Raw genomic sequence first — 22,427 nt, 5'->3', positions numbered from 1 at the left:
ACCTTGGCGCGGGGTGGAGCAGCCCGGTAGCTCGTCAGGCTCATAACCTGAAGGCCGCAGGTTCAAATCCTGCCCCCGCAACCAACGATAATTGCGATACCAACAAAGCCCCTCCGTGGGGCTTGCTGCGTTTCTAAGCTTGGCATCACACCGTGACGGGGTTATATCTCCCAAACATCGGGCGAGATACGACTTCGCTCTTCAAAATAAATCGAAACGATATTGCCATGCACTGCGGGTTATGACGATGAAATGCTGCATAGTCTTCGCGTCCAGGTCCTTGGTCATGTGAACGAGAACAATCGATATGATCTTCGAACGACGCGGCACGGACTTCAGGTGAAAATCTGTTTGTCGCATACACACTACCTGTTGCAAGTTGAGCCTCCGGTAAAGCCGGCGCGGCTCATGCCGTCACAAGTCTCAGTGCAGGTCAGTCATACAGAGGAGGATCGATGGGCTTGGCTGCCGTGGTCGTACCACGCCTACTTGATCGCTTTTTCCGAAAGGGCCGTGTCTGCAGCAGGGCCCCAATAGTGGGCGGCGTCGGGTCCGACGGCGAAGAGCAGGTCGAGGATCGAGACCGCATGATCAAACGACGGGCCACGTTGCGGATAGGCGGCGTAAGGTCCGTAATTCATCCATTCGACGGAAATGCCCGCCGCTTCAAAGGGCTTTTCGTCCAGATAATCTCTCGCCGACGGACCGGAGAGATAGTACGAGGCCGAGGCCGTCATGCAGATGTCGAGAAGGCGTTCTCCGCGAGTGCCACGCGCGTTAAGGTCGCGGTCCCGCTTAACCTCCGTTTTAATTTCAAGCCGTTGCATGAGTGCCCGCAAGAACAGTTCGTTCACGTCCGTTAGCAGGGAAAGACTGTCCGCTTGCTCATACAGCGATTTCAACAGGGGCGCTTCCTGCTCAAAATAGGGCGACCGCCGATAGGCAAGCTCGATGGAGCGCCAGTGCTTTTCGGCCCAGGGCTCCGCAATTGAAACGTCTTCTATCGGCTGTTCGAATTTCGACTTGGTGACGACCGGGATGGTCAACCAGATCGCGCCGTTTGGGGTCATGATGCGGTTTCGATTGTGCCAATGCCTCTTGGCATACTGAGCGCCATCGAGAATAACGTACAGATCCGTGCGGCCAATAAGGTCGAAGAAACCTTTCCAGGGAATGTAGCACGATTGAATGATGGATATGCGCATGATTACCCGCCCCTCACGCTGGCACAACGGCTTAAGCCGGTGCTATAAGCCGCACGCCTCGCTGGTTCAACCCTGCGGCAGGCGCGCGGCATAATTACTTTCGAAAGCCCATTCATGTCCCAATGCCTATCTATCGCCGGAACGTCGACGTCTAACGCCTATGGCCAGTTGATCGTCAACGCGCGATCCGGAATGAGGACAAGTGCCGATTTTGGCAGGATGCGGACACTGCAGGCGGTCGGGATCGGGCATATTGTAACCTGCGTTATCAAAAACGCTGCATCCCAATGATGCGGCTGGAGGACATTATGCAAAGCTCCCGCGGCAATCGACTCTGCACCACATGTGGCACTGCGGAGCCTATCGGCGACACCGAAACGGTGTTTCCGATGTGCTGGACCTGCCCTGCCTGCGGCACCATGCTTGCCATGGATGGTGCGACGCCGCTGCTGGCGCCAGAACTGGCCGACACCATGTCGGGTATGAATCCGGAAAATTTTGCGATGCTCAAAGAGCAGGAAGAGACGCATTTCTGGTTTCGCACCCGAAACCGGATGATCTGCGGGCTGATTGAACGCCACTTTCCGCGCGCCCGTTCTTTCCTTGAGATCGGCTGCGGCAATGGTGCCGTTTTGGCCGCCGTGGCGCGCATGAGGACGTGGGATCGTTTGATGGGGAGCGAATTGCATCCGTCAGGCCTGCGGCATGCACAGATGCGTCTTGGTGGGAAAGCGGAGTTCGTTCAGATGGACGCCCGGCAGATTCCCGTCCAGGGCGTCTTCGACCTCGTAGGTGCATTCGATGTCATCGAGCACATCGCCGACGATGAGGTTGTCCTCGGTCAGATCCGGGATGCGCTTATACCTGATGGTGGCACCATCATCACCGTGCCCCAACATCCCGCGCTTTGGAGCGAAACGGATCGCGTGGCGCACCACCAACGCCGCTATCGGCTCGGTGAGTTGGAGGCCAAGCTGGAGCGAGCAGGCTTTGAAGTGGTGTTTTCCACGTCATTCGTCAGCCTTTTGCTGCCCTTGATGATGGCATCCCGCCTGATCTCCAAGCTTCGGCCGCAAAGTCCTGGGGCTCACGAAAACGAATTTGCGATATCACCGGGCATGAACCGAATGCTTGGCATGGTGACCGGGGCTGAAGTGTCTCTCACTCTTCGGGGCATGCGATGGCCGGCGGGCGGAAGCCGCGTCGTGCTGGCGCGAAAACGTGTATGACGCAAGGATCAGCTGTGCTAACAGGCCAGCAACCGGCCGGGCTCTGGCTGTCCGGGACTTGATACCCTAAGGGCAGTGGATGACCATCATGACCCATCACCACAATCTCGGCATGGCATTTCAGGATATTGTCCAGCGACATTCGGATCGTCGCGCCTTGAATATGCCCGGCAATAGCGTGTGCTATGCTGGTCTGGGTCGCATCCCGGGCGCTTTGCCGCCGTGCTGTTAGCCAGCGGCTGCAGGTGCGGCGTTTTGGCACGGCATCGTCTATTTGCATTTGACTCGGCCTCACCAAAAGCTCGCAACAGCCGTATTGTGGCAACCGCGCGGCCAGGCTTGATATTCATCGGCTCGATGGGCTATCGAGTCGAGCTTGGGGAAATTGAGCAGACGTTGTCCCGTGTGCCTGAGATGACCCAGGCTGCGGCGGTCTATCATCGTCGTTATAACAACTATAGCAGGCTAATCGGCTTTGTGGCCGCCGACGCTTCCGTCGATGACCGGGATATACTGGACAAGCTGGCGAATTTTTTCCCGGATTACATCGCTCCGAGCCGATGGGTCATCATGGACGCTCCATCAAAGAATTCCAATGGAAAGATTGACAAGCACGCCCTTCTAGGGACGGTAGACGGCGTCCGTCCGTGCCCCCGCGATTGACGGCATAGGGTAAACTGTCTAGAACGATCACCTTATCGGGCGGAAAGTTTTCAAATGTGTTACAGTGGCCGTTTTCGATGAGATGCCGTGAGTTCTGCCATCTATGAAACTATCAATCGTCGCCACTCTTTATCGTTCTGCGCCCTATATTTCCGAGTTTTATGAGCGAGTAACGAAGGTCGCCCATGCATTTGCCGGTGATGATTATGAAATTGTTCTGGTGAACGACGGCTCGCCGGACGATAGTTTGGAGCGTGCTGTCGAATTGAGCCAGGCGGACCCTCATGTGCTTGTGGTCGATCTGTCTCGCAATTTCGGTCATCACAAGGCCATGATGGCCGGTCTTGAATATTCCAACGGCGCTTACGTATTTCTAATAGATAGCGATCTGGAAGAGCAGCCTGAATGGTTGGAAACTTTTGCCGAAATGATGCACGACAAGCAATGCGATGTCGTTTTTGGGGAGCAGGTTAGCCGCAAGGGCGGATGGTTCGAAAGGGTAAGCGGCGAGATCTTCTATGCGGTCTTCAACTTCCTTTCGGCTATAAATCATCCGCGCAACATCACAACCGCCAGGCTGATGACAAGGCGCTATGTCGACAGCCTTCTGCAGCACCGCGAGCGCGAAATGGTAATCTCGTGCCTGTGGATCATTACTGGCTATCGGCAGATAGCCCTACCGGTGGTCAAGGAAGCCACCAGTCCATCAACATACAATTTTGTGCGTAAGATGGCGTACGTGGTAAACGCCGTCACGTCCTTTAGCGCAATGCCTCTATACATGATTTTTTATTGCGGTATCGGTATTTTTATATCTGCCTTGCTCTACGCATTTAGCCTGCTTGTCTTGCGCTTAACATCCATAAACTACGTGGAGGGTTGGACATCGGTTATGGTTTCGGTTTGGCTTCTTGGTGGTCTGATAATTTCCTTTATTGGAATAATTGGCATTTATTTGGCGGGCGTTTTTTCTGAAACTAAGCAAAGGCCATATTTCATAGTAAGGACAGTTTATGGCGCGCGACGCTGAAAGACCGATGTCTGCGATAGATGGTTTTTAAGGACCATTCCTGCTTGTTAACAGGCATCAGCGTTAACGGCAGCAATGTTCGCCAATTCTTTCGGGATAACGCATAATATGTCGGTGGTATGCGGCAGGCGAGCGCATATGGAGGGACATCATGAAGAAGCCGCTTGTAATCTTTGGCACGAGTGACATCGCGCTGATGGCGCATGCATATTTTTCCGCCGACTCTGACCATGAAGTCGTGGCTTTCACTGTAGATGGCGCCTATCTCGCAGAAACGGAATTATGCGGCTTGCCGGTTGTTCCCTTTGAGACCGTTTCCAGCGTTTATCCGCCTGAAGATCATGCCATGTTCGTAGCAGTTGGTTACGCAAAACTGAATGCTTTGCGTCGTCAGAAGTATGAGGCTGCAAAAGCTATTGGTTATGAACTGACAAGTTATATCAGTCCCCGCGCCTCTGTCCTCAATGGTGGTCAAATTGGTGAAAACTGCTTTATTTTCGAAGATAATACGATCCAACCCTACTCCAGGATAGGCAATAACGTTGTCATGTGGAGCGGCAATCATATAGGGCATCATTCGATCATCGGAAGCCACACCTTCATAGCCTCACATGTTGTGGTGTCCGGCGGGGTTGAGATCGGTGAGAGCTGCTTCATCGGGGTGAATGCGACTTTACGTGATCGCATCAAGATTGGGGACCGCTGCGTCATTGGAGCTGGCGCATTAATTTTATCCGACGCAGCACCTGAAGGCATTTACATGGAACGGGAGACTGAGCGCTCCAAAGTACCAAGCACAAAGCTGCGTAGGATATAATTATGGCGATGCGTTGGATAAAACTCGGGCAGCTATACGTTCCTCGCGGAAACCATCCTAAGTTACGATCCCATGCGGCTAACCCCTTGCCAGTCCACCTTAAGGACAATGTCTATCGCGTGTTTTTCAGCGGGCGAGACAAGGACAACAGGTCATCCGTCGGTGCCGTCGACATAGATATTGAAAAGAAAATAGTCGTTTCTGAGTACGAGGTGCCGTTCTTCGAGTATGGCTCGCCGGGAAGCTTTTATGATGCCGGTGTCAGTGTCGGAAATTGTTATGTCGCCGGCACACAGCGCTATATGCTTTTTATGGGGTGGCAAAACCCAAGCGACGGACATTGGCGCGGTGATATTGGACGACTGCGCGTTACGGATTCGTTGAGATTGGAAAGTGACAGTGACGTCCCACTAATGGGTATTGATGATATTGATCCTGTAAGCTTGTCCTATCCTTGGGTGGAGCAGGTCGAAGGCGGCAGCTTCCTTATGTGGTATGGCTCGACCATAACATGGGATGCTGGCAACGGTGAAATGTTGCACGTCATCAATTCGGCGGTTTCCCAGGACGGGCATACCTGGATTCGCAAAGGGGTGTCAGTCCCCTACCAGATCGGTGTTGCCCAGGCTTTCTCCCGACCGACGGTCATTCGTGATCAGGATGGGTTTCATATGTGGTTTTCATTTCGTGGAGGGCTCGGCCGGACCTATCGAATCGGTTACGCCGTAAGCCATGACGGTCAATCATGGGAACTGAGGTTACAGGACGCCGGCATAGATGTCTCAGCCACTGGTTGGGACAGCGAGATGATAGAATATCCGTTCGTCTTCGACCACGCGGGGCAGCGCTACATGCTGTATAATGGTAATGGATACGGCAAGACCGGGTTTGGCCTTGCCGTGCTGTCTAACGAATGACGGTCGTTTTCCTGATTGGCGCCATTGCTACAGCCAACTCTCTCATGCAATTGCGGGTAAATCGTCAGGTGGATTGCGAAACGCCCATTGCATCAGCTATTAGAAATTTATCCGCTATCGATTGGAAGTTGGGCGAACCGATAACATGATTGACGTGACGGATGCGGTATCCCCCCAATTGGCCTCTGCAGCAAGTGGAAGACCGTGGTGATCGAAGATCTCATGCATATCCGCAAGTACGCAGTACATTTGTTCACGGACCTTCACCAATGAGCGAGCCCCGCATTCCCTTCAACCGGCCCTATATGACGGGTAACGAGTTCGGCTATATCGGCGAGGCCAATGCCGGCTTCGTTCTGGCTGGCGACGGCCCGTTTACCAAACGTTGCAACCGCTGGATCGAAGAGCAGACGGGTGCGGCCAAGGCATTGCTGACGCATTCCTGCACGGCGGCCCTGGAAATGATGGCGCTGCTGCTCAATCTGGAGCCAGGCGACGAGGTCATCATGCCCTCGTTTACGTTCGTCTCGACGGCCAATGCATTCGTGCTTCGGGGTGCAGTTCCGGTATTTGTCGATATCAGGCCCGATACGCTCAACATCGACGAGACCTTGATCGAGGCGGCCATCACCCCGCGGACCAAGGCCATTATGGCCGTACATTATGCGGGCGTCGGGTGTGAGATGGACACGATCCAAGCCATTGCCGAACGGCATGGCTTGTATGTTCTGGAAGATGCCGCCCAGGGCATCATGGCGCGCTACAAGGGCCGCCCGCTAGGTAGTATCGGGCATCTCGGAGCCCTGTCTTTTCACGAGACGAAGAACGTGATTTCCGGCGAGGGCGGGGCCTTGCTGGTGAATGATCCTGCCTTCGCGCAACGCGCGGAGATCATTCGCGAGAAGGGGACCGATCGAAGCCGCTTCTTCCGAGGTGAGGTAGACAAGTATACCTGGCAGGAAGTCGGATCGTCGTTCTTGCCGGGCGAGATCGTTGCGGCGTTCCTGTGGGCGCAGCTTGAACAGGCCGCCAGCATCACGGCCGAACGACTTTCCTGCTGGGGCCGGTATCACCTCTTGCTGGAAGATCTCGAGCGGGAGAACCTGTTGCGCCGGCCTATCATTCCCGAGGAATGCGAACACAATGCGCACATGTATTTTGTCTTGTTGAGTGACGATGTGGATCGCCAGGCGGCTCTTACGTATTTGAAGCGCGAGAACATATCCTCCGTCTTCCACTATGTGCCCCTCCATTCGTCCCCAGCGGGCCGACGTTACGGCCGCGTGCATGGAACGATGAACAACACAGACCACTTATCGGAGCGCCTGGTGCGCCTTCCCCTGTTCATCGGTCTCACCGAAGTCGAGCAGCAGCGGGTTAAAGAGGCTCTCTCTAAAGCGGTGCATGCCGTATGATTTTTTTTGGCATGGAACTGGTCATCTCGCCGCTTGCTGCCGGCTCATCCCTGCCCACTAGTGCTAGCCGCCGCATGACGATGACCGCCCTGAAAGGGGCGTGAATGCCTATACTGACCATTGAAATGTTGCCATCGAACACGATGGTAGCGTTAGATCGCCTCATCAAACTTGGAAAATCGCTGTATCCGGCTAAAATAAGAAAAAATAAAGGGAAGCCTGATGACACTTAGATATCTTATAATATTGGCGTCTTTTGTTTTGATATCTATAGCAGTATTTTTTCATATAAAGAATGTGGAAACCATTTTTTTTATCAATAAAAACGATATAAAATTTGATTCCGGGAATCTCTATCTTGCGCCAATACCAGTGCAAGAAAATGTGTTCATCACATACAAGGATGAGGCAAACGGGGCGTTGAATCGTCTAATTCTGATGGAGAATGGACGGGCACTTGGTCCCGCTGCGACGTCGCATGATGTTATTCGAAAAGAAGGGCAAGGGCGTTTCTCTCACTGGCAAGGACATGTATGGTTCTCAACAGTTGACGGGAGTAACCCTAAAACCAATTCCTACACCTATACAGGAGTTATAAAAGGCGAGATTCGCTTGCCTTTTCTGATTGCCTATTGGGTTGGGATTGCCGTTACAATATTTGTTTTTGTAAGATTTATATCGCCAAGCTTTATTCAGCATAAGCGCCCGTCGACGCCTGTCCTCACATTGGTGGATTACATTGTTCTCCTGGTGTTTTTGACAGCTGAAGCCATTTTTCTGTTCAATCTTGTAAACCGATCCGATTGGCTTTTCACGCCCCCCAAAGCATCAGGACTTGCACTCTCCCTGCTCTGGCATAGTCTTCTGGGGCTACTTGTCGCCATTTTGCCCTTTTTTCTCGGCGCAGGGTTGCTGCGTTGGCTTCGCGCATTCCGCGTATTGAATTTACACGCGCAGATCGTGGCATCTTTCCCGTTTGGTCTGCTCGTGCTCATGGGCATGGTCTTCACACTGCTGACCTTCAGCTTTACATGGCCGGGAGCCCTGCTCCTGATCGTTTTTGCCGGTATTGGATGGATGAAGGGCGAAGGCCAGGCCCCTCATCTGAAGGAATATGTTGGCCTGGTTCTGTTCGTGTTTCCCTTCGCTGCATTGCTGGCGGGTTGGTTTGGCATGAACTGGCATGGCCCTTATGCTGGCCAGGATGGCTATGCCTCAGGGGATCTGACATTCTATGCCAACGATGCTTGGGCAATGGCCGGATTGGGCTTTCCGATTCCTCAGCTTGCCGTGGAGGGGGAGATCGCGGGTGGCTTCATATTTGCCAACAAACTGTTCCCTGCGCTTGCAGCTTTGGGGCTGCGCACAGCGGAGATAGACCCATACCTGTTCATCCTGACGGGAACGGCCATGACATATTGTGTTGGCCTTGCGATTATCACCACAGCTTTTTTCAAGGATATGGCCTCAAAAGGGCTGCCGCTCAAACATTTGCTCGTGCTGGGTTTGGCTATTCTGGGTGCCGGGCGCTACCCCTATTGGATGGCGGAAAGTCCGCCTGTTCCCCATAGCTTGGTTGTGAGCGTTTCTGTTGTCTGGTTCTTGATAAAAAGTCTCCAGAATCGCAACCTCGCCTTGGCCGGGTTGGCATCTTCCCTGGTTTCGTCCATGGCCGGGAAGGTGGTGTCGGTGAGTGCTCTGGGACCTCTTGCGATTGCCGCGGTTTTTGATGAGATTATGCGTGGTTCACGCATGTTTCGTTGGGCGTGCATCATTCTTTGCGCGGCTGGATCACTTTATGCCTGCGGAATGCTCTATTTTTACCTGCCGACATTCATCAAAGTCGCGCCAGCGGGTCCAGAAACGTATCTTCAGGCCGTTGTTAACGGGCAGCCACTTCAGGTAACCTATCCGTATATCTTGCGAGATGCATCCCTCTTCATCCTTTCGTTTGCGTGCTGGCGCCTTTTCCCCTGGACCATAGCAGCGGCACTCACTCTTGGCTTTTTGACCTTTTTCCTCTTCCAGTTTCTGTTTCACATCAACTTTGCAACATCTCTGCTTGCCATTGGCTTTCTGGTCGCGGCATGGCCGCAGCAATTGCAAAGCGGCCGGAAAACCCTGCTTTTGGGGCTTATCATGGCCTTACCGGCCATGATGCTTACAGATGTTACAGGAAAAGTGACTGGCCTTATCTGGCTCGTGACGATCGCCGGTTTGCTGGGTGCGGTTTATACCTTCTGTCTTCAGAATGTACAGCAGAGAAATATAGGTAGATCAATTCTGATTGTATCATCCACAAGTCTAGCCGTGTTTCTGGCTATAATGGGTTTTGCGGTTGAAAATCGAACGTTAAGCTTCGCCGCGCAGGATATAACACTCCCCTATGCTGCTACGGACATCTGGCGCGATGTGCGCGAGCGAACCCCAGCGGACGCATTGATCTTCACGGATCAGACATCTGCTGTTGATACAAACCAGATCGGAGGCTGGAACACTGTCGCGCTATCAGGACAAAGGCAGATCTTTGTTGCAAACTGGGTTCAATCCAGTTTGAGGGTTGATCTGGATGCACGCGCGAAGCGGTTTGGTGACAATGAAGCTGTATTGTCGGGAAAGATTGCGCCTGATGCAGTGCCACTCTCACGACACTATAGAGACTATTTTGCCGTGGTGAGCGCAAAGCGGGTCATGCCGCTTGAATGGGAGGAGGTTCACCGCAACAACGCGTGGGTCATATACCGCTGGGCAGGTAGTTAAAGATCATCACTGAAGGCTCCGGTCATGTTGTCTGCGACCCAAATCACCAGTCAGGGCAATGGATCAGAATTCGGCAGCCAGCGAAACCCTCAACCTGTTGCCGCGTTCAACTGGCGCATACGGGTTGAGCGAAGCGCGCTTCTTGAGGGTTGGTAATACTTGGTTGATCTCTCCAGGCGCAACCGGTCCAACAGAGGGAGCCTTGCCGTGCCATGGGGTCAGCAAACACCCAGTCAATAAATCGCTAGGATTCGTTGCGCTGCCAAAAAACTCTGTGTATAGTGCCGCCGATCAATTTAACTTGTTGAAAAAGCTAATTCTCAAGGGAATTGAGGAACGCTCGAGATCTGATGCGATCGTCAAGTTCAGCTATAACTCTGCGCTTACTGCATGGCTCGCAATGGAAATCTGGGGGTGTCTTGACACAAGGGAAGTATTTGAGAGTGGAGACGATGGGCGACATGATTGATTCCGCGCCGGACAAAATTGATTTATCAATCATCGCTCCGTTCTATAATGAAGAGGGAAACGTTGTTCGTTTTCTGGAGTCGGTGTTCAAGGTTGCCAAGGGTCTGGGTCGCCGTTTTGAGGTAATAGCTGTCAATGATGGCAGCAAGGACGGCACGCTGGAACTGTTGCGCGCAGCGGTCCCGTCATTTCCCGAACTTCGTGTCGTCGACCTGCGCCGCAACTACGGCCAGACTGCCGCGATGATGGCTGGTATCGACGCGGCCCGTGGCGATACCATCCTGACTATCGATGCTGACTTGCAGAACGACCCCGAAGACATTCCTATGCTTCTCGAAGAGCTGAAGCGCGCGGACGTGGTGTCCGGCTGGCGCAAGGACCGGCAAGACCATGCGATCCGACGCAATATGGTCAGTCGGGTCGCCAACCGCATCATATCCTGGGTTTCGGGAGTCAAGTTGCGCGATTACGGCTGCAGCCTCAAGGCCTATCGCCGTGAGGTGCTGGACGGCGTGCGGCTTTACGGCGAGATGCATCGCTTCATCCCGATCTACGCAAGTTGGATGGGTGCAAAGGTGATCGAGGTGCCTGTGCGACACCATCCCAGGGTCGCCGGCCAGTCCAAGTATGGTCTAGAGCGCATCTTCAAGGTGACGCTCGACCTCATCGTCGTCAAGTTCCTGGATCGCTACCTAGTGAAGCCGATCTATGTCTTTGGTGCGTTTGGCGGTTTTTGCTTCGGCATCGGCATGCTCGCATTCCTCTACATGGTCTACCTGAAAATCGTAGACCATGTGTCGATGATCAGCACGCCATTGCCGGTGTTCATCGCAATGTGCATCATGATGGGCTTCATGGCTGTTCTGATGGGCCTGTTGGCGGAAGTTCTGATGCGGACCTATTTTGAATCGTCCCAGAGGTCGGCCTACAGCATCCGACGTATCTATTCGGGGATGGACTAGGCATGTGCGGAATAGCCGGTTTCGCTGGCCGGTCGGATCGATCGGTGCTCGAAGCCATGACAGCCGCGCTCGCCCATCGTGGCCCTGATGGAGAGGGGTTCTTCCTGTCTCCGCAAGGCGAGGTTGGCCTTGGTCACCGGCGCCTTAGCGTGGTCGACACTGGCGGCGGCGGCCAGCCCATGTTCAATGAAGACGGCAAGGTCGTCATCGTCTTCAACGGAGAGATCTACAATCACTTGGATCTGCGCCGCGAACTGGTGGCAAGTGGCCATGTCTTCCGCACAGACCATTCCGACACGGAAGTGCTGATCCACGGCTGGGAGCAGTGGCGCGAGGGATTGCTGAGCCGGGTCGACGGCATGTTCGCCTTCGCTCTATGGGACAGCACGCGGGGCGAGTTGGTGCTCGCCCGCGACCGCTTCGGGGAAAAGCCGCTCTTTTACGCTGAGGAGGGGTCCAGCCTGATCTTCGGCAGCGAACTGGCGGCGCTCCTCCCCGCCATGGCCTCTCCGCAGGTTGATCGGCTTTCACTGAAAAAGTTCTTCGCCTACGGCTATTTTCCCGGAGAATCGTCGTTTTATCGGGGCGTGCGCAAGCTGCGGGCAGGGCATTATGTTGTCTATCGTCCGGGGAGCGGTGCTCCCATTCAGCCCCGCGCGTACTATAGCTTCGCGCTGCGCCCGGATGAAGGTCTCGCCGACGGCCCCGAGGAGCCCCTGGTGGAGGAGTTGGCTCACCTCTTTTCTCAGTCGGTGCGCAGGCGTCTGATGTCCGACGTGCCAATCGGCATCCTGCTGAGCGGAGGGGTCGATTCCAGCGCCATCTTGGCAGCCGCCAGCCGGGAGATCCCGGGCGCTGGTCTGCAGACCTTTACGATCGGCTTCGAAGAGAAGTCCTTCGACGAGTCCGCTCATGCGGCACGGGTCGCTCGCCATTTCGGTTCGGACCATCACCAGCTTATGCTGGACATGGACAAAGCCCAGGCCCTGACGCCTTCAGTGCTTTCGCGCATGAGCGAGCCGCTGGCCGATCCATCGCTGATACCGACGTATTTGCTTAGCAAATTCAGCCGGGAGCGAGTGACCGTGGCCCTGTCTGGTGACGGTGGCGACGAGCTTTTTGCGGGCTACGATCCCATGGCGGCCCTTGGCCCTGCTGGGCTCTACGATGCTTTGGTTCCCGGGCCTGCCCATCGGCTGGTGCGCAGCCTGGTCGATGCCCTTCCTGTCTCCCACAACAACATGTCGCTCGATTTCAAGCTGAAGCGGGCGATGAAGGGATTGAAGCGGGGCGGGGCCCTTCGCTTGCCCACATGGATGGGGCCGCTGCAGCGCGACGAGATCGCTGACCTATTTGCCGAGCCTGTGTCCGACGAAGAACTCTATGCTGATGCTATTGAGGTCTGGAATGCCAGCCCCCATCTCAGCCCGGAGGAAAGAGCGCTTGAGTTCTTCACCCGGATCTACTTGCCCGACGATATCCTGATGAAGACCGATCAGGCGTCAATGATGGTATCTCTGGAGACCCGGGCGGTCTTCCTCGACAAGGATCTTGTTGAGTTTTGCTGCCGGCTTCCCTACCGGCTGAAATACAGAAACGGCACGCGCAAGTACCTGCTAAAAAAGGCTCTGAGCCGCTTGGTGCCCGAGGACGTGCTGGCCCGCAAGAAGAAGGGATTCGGCATTCCGGCGGCCAAATGGTTGAAGGAATGGACGCGTTATCCGCTCGATGTCGAATGCCCGGGGATCGACGCGGACGGTGTCCTGCGCTATTGGCGAGACCACCGCGCCATGGCCCAGGATCATCGTCTGTTCCTTTGGAGCTGGATTGCCGTTCAGGAAACGTTGCAGGGTCGCGCCTGACCCGCTCATAGAAGATCGAGGACATCACGATGATAGGATCCCTGCCCCGTTTGAGGATTTATACCACGCTCGGACAGTATGTCGACGTGCTGGCCAGCCTGGTCGTTGGCGACCGCCGTTCGGGCGATGACGTTGCCAAGCTGGAGAAGGAGATTGCCAAGCGCGTCGGCACCGCCGCCGCGGTTGCGATGCCGCTTGCTCGCGTCGGGCTGTACCACGCGGTCAAGGCGTTGATTCGGCCAGGTCAAAAGGTGATCATGTCGCCCTATACCATCGCCGACGTTGTCAACATGGTCGTCTGTGCGGGCGGCCAACCGGTCTTCGCCGACATCGAGCGCGAGACTTGCAACATTGACGCGGCCGAGGTGGAGCGCCTGCTCACTGCGGACACTGGCGCCGTGTTGGTTACCCACTTCTACGGCCTGGCTTGCGACATAGAGCGAATTGCCGCGGCTTGTCGGGAGAAGGGGGTTCCTCTGATTGAGGATGCGGCACAGGCATACGGTGTGCGGGTCAACGGAAAGCCGGTTGGCACCTTCGGCGACATCGGCGTCTTCAGCTTTGGCATGTTCAAGAACGTCAATTCCTTCTATGGCGGGGCGATCGTCACGAACCGACCCGAGCTTGCCGACAAGATCCGCACCACGATCAATCAGCGGCCCTATCAGAGCCTTTCGATGTACTTGTCCAAGGTAGCCAACGCTGCCGTGACCGACATCATCACCATGCCGCTGTTCTACCGCTCTTTCTTCTTCTGGCTGTTCCGATATGCCTTCATCAACGAGGTGGAGTCGATTAACAACCGGATGAAGATCGACGTGGATCCCAAGCTGAAGACCGAGATTCCCGACGAATACGATCGGCGCATGCGGCCTATTCAGGCGCGGCTGGTGCTGAAGCAGCTAGACAGAGTGGACCGGGACACAGCGGCGCGCGTCGAACACGCGAAGTTCTATTACGAGAACCTCAAGGATGTGAAGGGCCTGATCATGCCGCCCATGCGCACCGACGGGTCCCACATGTACTGGTATTTTCCGATCCAGTACGAGAACCGCCACGATCTTGTGAAGTTTGCGATGCGCCACGGGCGCGACATCACCGAAAGCTACCACCGCAACTGCGCGGCGCTGCCGTGCTTTTCCCAGTGGGCCAGCGATTGCCCGAGAGCCCAAGCCACCGCTGACGGCTTGATCTACCTGCCGACCTATCCCCGCTACAAGCGCTCCGAGATCGCCAAGACCGTCGCAGTTATAAAAGCCTATTTCAACCAATGACGCCGAAAGTCGCCGTCATCGGCTCTGGACTGACTGGGCTCGCCTGCGCGCAAGCGCTGATCCGTCGAGGATTTCGGCCCGAAGTCCTCGACGTCGGTGAACGGTTACCCGAGGCCACGCTGGCCGTGACCCGGCGCCTTGAGACCGTCGAGCCCGAGAACTGGACCGGCGCAGACCGCCGCCTCGTCACCGCGAACGATAGCCTGGGCAAGGGCAAGGTACCGAAGAAGCGTGTGTTCGGCAGCGATTTCTACACCGCCGGGTCCACTGATCTTCTGCCGCTGGAGGTGGATAGCGGGCTACCCAGTGGCAGCTTCGCAAAGGGCGGATACAGCGTGGCTTGGGGTGGGGCGGTCCTACCTACTCATCCCGACGATCTCGCGGGCTGGCCAATCAAGGCTGCCGACCTCGAGCCATCGTATCGCCGCGTGCTGGCGCTGATGCCGCTTTCGGCGCGCGAGGACGACTTGGCGGGCGCGTTTCCCCTGCTGACTGAGAATTCTCGTGCGCTTGAGATGCCACAGCAGGCCGCGCACCTGCTCAAGGCCTTGCGGCGCGTTCGATCATCGCCCGACGCGCCGTTTCTGGCCGGGGCCTCGCGGCTCGCGGTGGAGGCCCAAGGGTGCCGCTACTGCGGATTCTGCTTGTCTGGCTGCGTGTACCAGAAGATATTTTCCAGCGCGCCGCAGTTCGACCGGCTGCATGCAGAGGGACAGCTCTTTTACCGCACCGGTGTCATCGTGCAGCGCTTCGAAGAGGTGGACGGACGGGTGCGTCTGACGGTGCGCAACCTTTCGGAGGGCGCATCCCGCATTGAGGAGTACGACCGGGTGTTTGTCGCCGCGGGCGCCATTCAGTCGACCCGTCTGGTGCTCGAGAGCCTTGGCCTCTACGATACGCCGGTGGCGGTAAAGGACAGCCAGAAGTATGTTCTGCCGCTACTGCAGTGGCGCCGCACACCGCTGGAATGGCCACGTATCAATGCGCTGGCCAATCTCTTCGTCGATTTCAAGGCTCCCCGGCTATCGCCCCATTGGTACCACGCCCAGATCTCGGCGATCAGCGATCTTGTGCTGCAGGGCATGGGTGTGGACCCGTGGACTCCCTCCATGCGGAAGGCGGTAATGCGGTTCGGCTATGAACGCATGATGATCGCGTGGGGTGGGCTCCATTCCAGTCAGTCCTCTTCGCTGCAACTGGTTTTGAAGGCGTCAGCAGGGGAGGGCCCCTCCCGCCTTCAGATTTCGGCCGTTCCGAACCCTGCGGCCCGCCGGGCTTGCCTGGCGGTGGCACGCCACCTCTCCGCCCGGCTGCTGAGGCAGGGCGTCCTCGGCCTCCTTCCCCTTACCATGGTGGGTGATCCCGGCGGTGGTAACCACTTCGGCGCCTCCCTTCCGATGGGTGGCGACAACCGCCGCGGCCTTTCCACTGACGTGCTTGGCCGTCTAGCTGGCTTCGGCCGGGTGCATGTTGTCGACGGTGCGGTCCTTCCTGCCATTCCCGCCACCACGGTTGCTCTGTTGCAGATGGCCAATGCTGATCGCATCGCCACTGCCGCCGCCTAGGAGTAAACATGAAGCCTCTTAGCCCCGGAAAGCCGTCCCTTCCCGAGAAATGGACCGTTCTGTCCAGGCAGGTCATCAATTTCCTGATAGTTGGCGGCTCGAACTTCCTGCTGACCTATGTGCTCTATATCGGTCTGCTGCTCTGGGCCTCGCCGCTGGTATCCTATATTGTCTCGACGGTGTTCGGCATCCTGTATGTCGTGGTCCTGAACATGGTTTCCGTGTTCAAGAGCAGGTTCACCGTGCTCAAGTTCCTTATGCTGTTTGCCTACAATGTAGCCTACACAGCCGTCAGCATCGCGGTTTTCCGCTGGATCCAGCGAAACATCGACGTATCGCCGGTGATGTATCCGGTCATCACTCAGTGCATCCTGCTGCCATTGCACTTCCTGTGCACCCGGTTCATCGCCCAGGCCCGCTCGGCCGCCAGACACGGGGCGGACCGGACATGACGGTTCTGCTCGATCCGGATCGGAGGGTGCTGGACGCGGTGGCCCGACTTCATGTGGAAGTGCTCCCGGGGTCGCGCATCTCCCGGCTCGGGTTGCCGTTTGCGCGGTCCTTCTATGCGTTTGCTGCAAGATCCAACCTTGAGCACGTCCTTGCGCTGAGCGAAGACGGCGAGGTCCGCGGCGCAGCCCTGCTCAGTTTGTCTCCAAAGACCCTGACGCGGCGCAGCGCCCTTCGCACAACGCTGGCCTGGGCTCTCCTGCGGCATCCCTCCAACCTGCTGGCGGCGCTGGCCGGCGGCGAGGGCGAAACTCCTGATATTGCGGACCTGCCAGAGATCGTTGCCATTTTCGTGGCAGCTGGGCGCCAAAGCGCAGGGGAGGGCACCTTGCTGCTGCGCCATGCGGAAAAGCTGCTGCGGGAGGCGGGCTTTCCCGCTTATCTGGTGCGCACGGAAAACCGGGTAGACAACCGCGCGATCAGCTTTTATGAGCGCAATGGCTTCCGGGTCGTAGGCGCTAGCGGCGCGAAGCCAGCGCCTTTTTTGTACATGAAAAAATCATTGGACTGATGTCATGCGGCCTATGGCCGAGCACAGGCGTCGGAACGGAAAAAGATGCGGGGGACGGTGGCAATGGGTAGGACGGTTTGGACACTGGTAGGCTCGCTGCTAGGGAGCGTGATCGCGCTAGTCTATCTCTGCGCACTCGTCTTGGCGCTTGGTGTCTGGACCATCAGCGCTGACATTCCCTCCGACCAGATATTGGCCGAATCCGGATCGGCCTATCAAGCCAACATCCAGGACAGGCTCCAGACCCAATTCCCCTTCGAGATCGGCTCCGACGGCCTTAACGGCAATCGTTCGACCCTGACGCTGCAGGAGGACGGACGGTCTCTCGGCCCGATGCACGCCTCGCACGACGACATCCGCAAGATCGGCGGAGGCGTTTATTCGCACTGGAAGGAGCAGCTCTACTTCTCAGCCAGCGACAACAGCGACCCGCGGACCAACGGCCGCAGCTACCGGGTAACGGCAACGCTCCAACTAGAGCCAGCGGTGATGGCTGGCAACGTGCTGCTAACTCTCGTGTTCTTGCTGCTCTGGGGCCGAAATCTGTTTGACTGGTGCCTGGGACGCCAGACTGCAGTTCTAGCCGGGGGAACGGCCCTCATGCTCGCCGGTGGCGGGTCCATTCTCGCGCTGGTGGCAGCCGGGATCATTCACCCAATCAACGAACTCAACGGTGCGACCAAGGACTGGGGACTTATCCGTCTGATCGCGGGGCACACGCTGATAGGCTTCGTCTTGTTCGGCCTTGTGGCGCTAACCGCCATGTCCATGGGCGCCCTCGTCCAGCGCCAGGCGGGTGGACGGGCCAGCCAGTGGCTATTTTACGGCTATCCTCTGGCCCTGCCGCTGACGGTGTTGCTGGCGGCATTCTTCATCGGGGATGGCATTGGCCGATGGCTGGCGCCGTTGCTCCTGGTGCTGTCGTGGACACCGCTGCTGGTTTGGCGGCCCGACCGGGCCGATTTGGTCAGGCTCCTGACTGTCCTCGGCGGCTGCGCGGTGCCGATCGCCTTATATGCATTGTACATGGCTCTGCTGTGGCACGGGCCGACAGAGACCCTGAGCAACGGCACCCAAGGCGACATCGCCCACAGCGCTGGCGTGATCCACACGCTGAAGGTCTCCCTCTATCCGCTGTGGAACCTGGCGGCAGAAGGCAATATACTGCCCTACGGCAATACACCACCGATGATTTATGGAGCGGCCTTCCTCAACGTTCCGGGCTTCGACGCCATGGCCTTCCTCACCTGCAGCAATGGGATCTTTTTCGGCTGCTGGCTGGCCAGCGGCCTTTATGGCGCGGCGAATGCGGCGCGGGAGCAGGGAGAACCGCTCCGCGATCCGTGGTTCGTCCTGCTGGTCACTGCCCTGGTGATGACGGCGACGCGCTATCCGAGCTTTGCCGTGGATTCGCCCGCCGTGCCGCTGGCCATACCGCTCATTTTCTCGGCCTTCGCTCTGCGGCCACTGACAGCCGGCAGTCCGATCGGCACGGCAGCGGCAGGAATGAGCATTGCCGCCGGTGCGGCCCTTTCCAAGATGGCGGTATTCGTCTCCTGGCCCCTGATCCTCGGCTTCGACCTTCTGCAGCTCTTCTTCAGACGACGGCCCACCCGGGGGCAGCTAACGGTTATTGTGATCGCGGGTTTGGTGGTGTTGGCAGTGGGGTCGGTTAGCCTCATCAACTGGGGGCGCGTCTACTGGCATCTCTACGTACCTGGGCCCGAGGTGCGTATCCTGCTGTTCAACCAGCATGTCTCAGATCCCATGGTGATCTTCATCTCCGCCCTGCGTGACCTTGGCTGGGTGGTGATCGGCCTTGCACTGCTGCGGGTGCGGCTAGGCTTTCTCTCTGCCGCCTACTGGTGCGGGTTTGCTGCCTATGTGGCCTATCCATACCTCTTCTACTCCGTCGCCATGCTGAATCTCCTCGGTGTGGCCCTGGCGGTCATCCTTTATAGGCAGGAGGTTCGCCGGGTCTGGCGCATGCTGCTGGCCGGTGCCGTGATGACGCTACCTTACATCGCAACCCGGGATTATGGCGGGTCGCAGACCTTCTTCGTTTGGGTGCCGGTGATGGTCGCCATATGCCTGTTCTCGCTGGCGCTGGAGGGCCGCCACTTCGTCTTCCTGCGGCGGGCCATGCTCCTGCTGATCACCGCGGGGATGGGATTGCTCGTGGTTGGCGTCGGCGCGGGTTGGGTGCGAATTGATCCCCAGTTCATGAACGGGGACAAGGACAAGCTGACCCCCGCCATGTACGACATGTGGACGAAGGTCCGCACCGATGTGGAAAAGGATGCGCTGTTGTTCACGGACCTGACCGGCCCAGAACAACGCATTGGGGACGGATGGAATTCCTATTCGGCCGTGGCAGAGCGACAGTTCTACTTGTCCTCCTGGTTCACCAGCTTCAACGACCTGCGGATCAACGTGGCGGAGCGAATGAAGCGGCTTGATATCAATGAGAAAGTGCTGAATGGCGAAATCTCGCCGGAGGCGACGGAACTGAAGCGTCAGTATGGGCACTATTATGCGGTCGTGCGCAACGCCCGCCAGGTGCCCGCCGACTTCACGCTGATTTATCGCAACCAGGACCTGAGTCTCTATCGGATCCCGACGGCGGTGGGGCATTGATCACTCAAGGGAGGGATTTCCCACTTTGACCAGGTGATCTACGCCTACCGCCGTGTTCGGTAGCGAACTTTGAACTGTCGGTATCGGCATTCACGCCCCTTTCAGGGCGTTCCTAAAGACGCACTTGTTCCGCATTCGTTTTGTTCTAGGATGAAGAAAAAACGAATGTCGGGAGGTTGGTATGTTGTTGTCGGCGCGGCAGGTTGAGATCATGGCCCTGGCCAAGGAGCAGGGGCGTGTCATGGTGGAGGAACTTGCGGTGCGCTTTGCCGTGACGCCGCAGACCATCCGCAAGGATCTGAACGATCTCTGCGACGAACGGGCGCTCAACCGCATTCATGGCGGAGCGGTGTTTCCCAGCGGCAATGAAAACGTCAAATACGAGGCCCGTCGCTCCATGGCGGCGCTGGAGAAGCAGGCGATCGGGCGCGCCGCCGCTGCCATTATTCCCGATAATTCCTCGCTGTTCATCAATATCGGTACGACGACGGAGGCGGTGGGCGAAGCCCTGATCGATCATCGCGAATTGATGGTGATCACCAATAACATCAATGTTGCCAATCGCTTGAGGATCTTTCCCTCGATTGAGGTGGTTATCGCCGGCGGCGTGGTGCGTGGATCTGACGGCGGTATCGTCGGCGAGGCGGCAGTCGATTTCATTCGACAGTTCAAGGTCGATTTCGCCGTCATCGGCGTCTCGGCGATTGATGAGGATGGGGCGCTGCTAGACTTCGATTATCGCGAGGTGAAGGTGGCGCAGGCCATCATGGCCAATGCCCGCCACGTCATCCTTGTGTCCGATGCCTCCAAGTTCGAACGCACGGCGCCGGTGCGGATCGGCCATATCTCGCAGGTCCACACCTTCATCACCGATCATTGTCCCAGCGCCTCGGTACGCGCGGTTTGCATTGATGGCGATGTGCGGCTGATAGAAACTTCTCAACCGGCCATTTCCTGAACGCGGCGGCTTTTATTTAAAGTTCGTTTGACATTCGTTTCATTTTCGAATTAGATATTCATGCTTTCGCAATTGCAAAAAACTAGTGCAGTGCGAAATGGGTGGGATGATGTCAGGCAAAACGGTTTTCGATATCTTTGTTGTAGGTGGCGGCATCAATGGCTGCGGGATCGCGCGCGATGCGAGCGGCCGCGGCTATTCGGTTGCCTTGGCGGAGATGAACGACTTCGCGTCGGGCACGTCATCCGGCGCAACAAAGCTGATCCATGGCGGCTTGCGCTATCTGGAGCATTACGAGTTTCGCCTGGTGCGTGAGGCTCTGATGGAGCGCGAGGTGCTGTGGGCCATGGCGCCGCACGTCATCTGGCCGCTCCGTTTCGTGCTTCCGTTCCAGAAGGGCGGCATCCGCCCGGCCTGGCTTATCCGTCTTGGCCTATTTCTCTATGATCACCTGGGCGGCCGCAAGCTTCTGCCGGCCACCAAGACTTTGGATATGCGGCGCGATCCCGCTAGCAAGCCGCTGAAGCCGATCTTCACCAAGGCGTTCGAATATTCCGACGGCTGGGTTGATGATGCCCGCATGGTGGTGCTCAATGCCCGGGACGCTGCCGATCGTGGCGCCACGATCCTCAGCCGTTACAAGGTCACGTCCGCCCGCCGGGAGAATGGCCTGTGGCAGGTCACGGTCCGGTCCAATGATTCGCGTGAGACCAGGACGTTTTCTGCGCGCATGCTGGTGAATGCCGCCGGTCCATGGGTGGACCAGGTGCTTGCCGGCGCGGTGGGTAAGAACAACGTGCACAATGTGCGCCTCGTGCAGGGCAGCCACATTATCGTGCGCAAGAAGTTTTCCGATCCGCGCGCATACTTTTTCCAGAACCCCGACAATCGCATCATTTTCGCCATACCCTATGAGGGCGAGTTCACCCTGATCGGGACTACCGACAGGGACTATCGCGACGACCCGAAGGATGTGAAGATCAGCGACGAAGAAGTCTCCTATCTCTGCAATGCGGCAAGTGAGTATTTTCAGGAGCCGGTGCGGCCCGAGGATATCGTCTGGAGCTATTCGGCGGTTCGCCCGCTCTATGATGACGGTGCATCCAAGGCGCAGGAAGCCACACGTGACTACGTGTTGAAGGTGGAGACGGACGGCGGCGTGCCGCTGCTGAACGTCTTTGGTGGCAAGTTGACGACCTATCGTCGCCTGGCCGAGCATGCGCTTGAGAAGATCAGCGAAGCGATCGGGGCTCGCGGCGGTCCCTGGACAGCCGGAAGCTCGCTTCCGGGCGGCGATTTTGCAGTGACTGCGGTCACAAAGCAGGTCCAGGCTCTCAGGGCCTCTTACCCCTTCATTTCGACCGTCTATGCTGAGCGCCTGATCCGATGCTACGGGACCAGGGCGCCCATGGTGCTTGGAAAGGCGAAATCTGAAGCAGAGCTTGGGCGGCTTTTCGGCGGTACGCTGTACGAGGCCGAAGTGCGCTATCTGATGGAATTCGAATGGGCTCGCACCGCGGAGGATATTCTGTGGCGGCGAACCAAGCAGGGCCTGTTCCTTTCGCGTGAGGAAGCAGCGGGCCTTGAGGACTATCTGGCAAGGGAAGCGGTTTTGTAGTCGTGTAGTCGCTTGCCGGTGGAGAC

General features: G+C 57.1%; 18 protein-coding genes and 1 tRNA gene. 18 read left to right on the top strand and 1 reads right to left on the bottom strand.

Annotation, left to right across the window (positions count from 1 at the left end):
- Positions 1 to 7 precede the first annotated feature (7 nt).
- Positions 8 to 84: transfer RNA gene (locus B9A97_RS24895), tRNA-Met, on the top strand.
- Positions 85 to 485: 401 nt separating this feature from the next.
- Here the strand turns inward: B9A97_RS24895 and B9A97_RS24890 are convergent.
- Positions 486 to 1,205 (bottom strand): WbqC family protein, encoded by a 720-nt coding sequence (locus B9A97_RS24890; protein WP_084368523.1) that lies wholly within the window; start codon positions 1,203 to 1,205, stop codon positions 486 to 488.
- Positions 1,206 to 1,624: 419 nt separating this feature from the next.
- Here B9A97_RS24890 and B9A97_RS24885 point away from each other — a divergent pair, with 419 nt between their 5' ends.
- The 17 genes from B9A97_RS24885 to glpD all read left to right on the top strand — a co-directional run bounded on the left by B9A97_RS24885 (position 1,625) and on the right by glpD (position 22,401).
- Positions 1,625 to 2,434, top strand: a complete 810-nt coding sequence (locus B9A97_RS24885) for a class I SAM-dependent methyltransferase (protein WP_244564355.1) — start codon at positions 1,625 to 1,627, stop codon at positions 2,432 to 2,434.
- A gap of 255 nt (positions 2,435 to 2,689) precedes the next feature.
- A complete protein-coding gene (locus B9A97_RS24880; RefSeq protein WP_143530703.1) occupies positions 2,690 to 3,097 on the top strand; it encodes an AMP-binding enzyme in 408 nt (135 codons plus the stop codon).
- 103 nt (positions 3,098 to 3,200) lie between these two features.
- The gene (locus B9A97_RS24875; RefSeq protein WP_084368521.1) at positions 3,201 to 4,127 is read left to right on the top strand and encodes a glycosyltransferase family 2 protein; all 927 of its coding nucleotides are present in this window, start codon (positions 3,201 to 3,203) and stop codon (positions 4,125 to 4,127) included.
- 151 nt (positions 4,128 to 4,278) lie between these two features.
- A complete protein-coding gene (locus tag B9A97_RS24870) occupies positions 4,279 to 4,944 on the top strand; it encodes an acetyltransferase (protein ID WP_084368520.1) in 666 nt (221 codons plus the stop codon).
- Between the two features lie 2 nt (positions 4,945 to 4,946).
- Entirely contained in the window at positions 4,947 to 5,861 is a 915-nt protein-coding gene (locus B9A97_RS24865; protein ID WP_084368519.1) for a glycoside hydrolase family protein, read from the top strand.
- Between the two features lie 269 nt (positions 5,862 to 6,130).
- A complete protein-coding gene (rffA, locus tag B9A97_RS24860; protein WP_084368518.1) occupies positions 6,131 to 7,276 on the top strand; it encodes a dTDP-4-amino-4,6-dideoxygalactose transaminase in 1,146 nt (381 codons plus the stop codon).
- Between the two features lie 222 nt (positions 7,277 to 7,498).
- Positions 7,499 to 10,036, top strand: coding sequence for a hypothetical protein (locus tag B9A97_RS24855; protein WP_084368517.1), 2,538 nt, complete (start codon positions 7,499 to 7,501; stop codon positions 10,034 to 10,036).
- Positions 10,037 to 10,094: 58 nt separating this feature from the next.
- On the top strand, positions 10,095 to 10,505 hold the full coding sequence (locus tag B9A97_RS29560) for a hypothetical protein (RefSeq protein WP_143530702.1): 411 nt from the start codon (positions 10,095 to 10,097) through the stop codon (positions 10,503 to 10,505).
- Positions 10,489 to 11,466: a glycosyltransferase family 2 protein gene (locus B9A97_RS24850; protein WP_210189730.1), complete on the top strand. Its 978-nt coding sequence runs from the start codon at positions 10,489 to 10,491 to the stop codon at positions 11,464 to 11,466. Before B9A97_RS29560 ends, B9A97_RS24850 begins: the two co-directional genes overlap by 17 nt.
- 2 nt (positions 11,467 to 11,468) lie before the next feature.
- Positions 11,469 to 13,328, top strand: coding sequence for an asparagine synthase (glutamine-hydrolyzing) (asnB, locus tag B9A97_RS24845; RefSeq protein WP_084368516.1), 1,860 nt, complete (start codon positions 11,469 to 11,471; stop codon positions 13,326 to 13,328).
- A 29-nt stretch (positions 13,329 to 13,357) separates the two neighbouring features.
- Entirely contained in the window at positions 13,358 to 14,602 is a 1,245-nt protein-coding gene (locus B9A97_RS24840) for a DegT/DnrJ/EryC1/StrS family aminotransferase (protein ID WP_084368515.1), read from the top strand.
- Positions 14,599 to 16,167 carry an NAD(P)-binding protein gene (locus B9A97_RS24835; RefSeq protein WP_084368514.1) on the top strand — a complete coding sequence of 523 codons (1,569 nt, stop codon included), beginning with the start codon at positions 14,599 to 14,601 and terminating at the stop codon, positions 16,165 to 16,167. The genes B9A97_RS24840 and B9A97_RS24835 overlap by 4 nt, the downstream gene beginning before the upstream one ends.
- A gap of 8 nt (positions 16,168 to 16,175) precedes the next feature.
- Positions 16,176 to 16,619 (top strand): GtrA family protein, encoded by a 444-nt coding sequence (locus B9A97_RS24830; RefSeq protein ID WP_084368513.1) that lies wholly within the window; start codon positions 16,176 to 16,178, stop codon positions 16,617 to 16,619.
- Positions 16,616 to 17,188 carry a GNAT family N-acetyltransferase gene (locus B9A97_RS24825; protein ID WP_084368512.1) on the top strand — a complete coding sequence of 191 codons (573 nt, stop codon included), beginning with the start codon at positions 16,616 to 16,618 and terminating at the stop codon, positions 17,186 to 17,188. The genes B9A97_RS24830 and B9A97_RS24825 overlap by 4 nt, the downstream gene beginning before the upstream one ends.
- Before the next feature lie 63 nt (positions 17,189 to 17,251).
- Positions 17,252 to 19,825: a hypothetical protein gene (locus B9A97_RS24820; protein ID WP_143530701.1), complete on the top strand. Its 2,574-nt coding sequence runs from the start codon at positions 17,252 to 17,254 to the stop codon at positions 19,823 to 19,825.
- Positions 19,826 to 20,006: 181 nt separating this feature from the next.
- Complete coding sequence (locus B9A97_RS24815; protein ID WP_084368510.1) at positions 20,007 to 20,783, top strand: DeoR/GlpR family DNA-binding transcription regulator; 777 nt, start codon at positions 20,007 to 20,009, stop codon at positions 20,781 to 20,783.
- Between the two features lie 109 nt (positions 20,784 to 20,892).
- A complete protein-coding gene (gene glpD / locus B9A97_RS24810) occupies positions 20,893 to 22,401 on the top strand; it encodes a glycerol-3-phosphate dehydrogenase (RefSeq protein WP_084368527.1) in 1,509 nt (502 codons plus the stop codon).
- The last annotated feature ends 26 nt before the right edge of the window (positions 22,402 to 22,427 follow it).

It is taken from the genome of Rhizobium sp. RU36D (assembly GCF_900176345.1).
GTDB lineage: Bacteria > Pseudomonadota > Alphaproteobacteria > Rhizobiales > Rhizobiaceae > Allorhizobium.
Note: the sequence above shows the minus strand (reverse complement) of the source record. Positions and strands in the feature narration are given on the sequence as shown.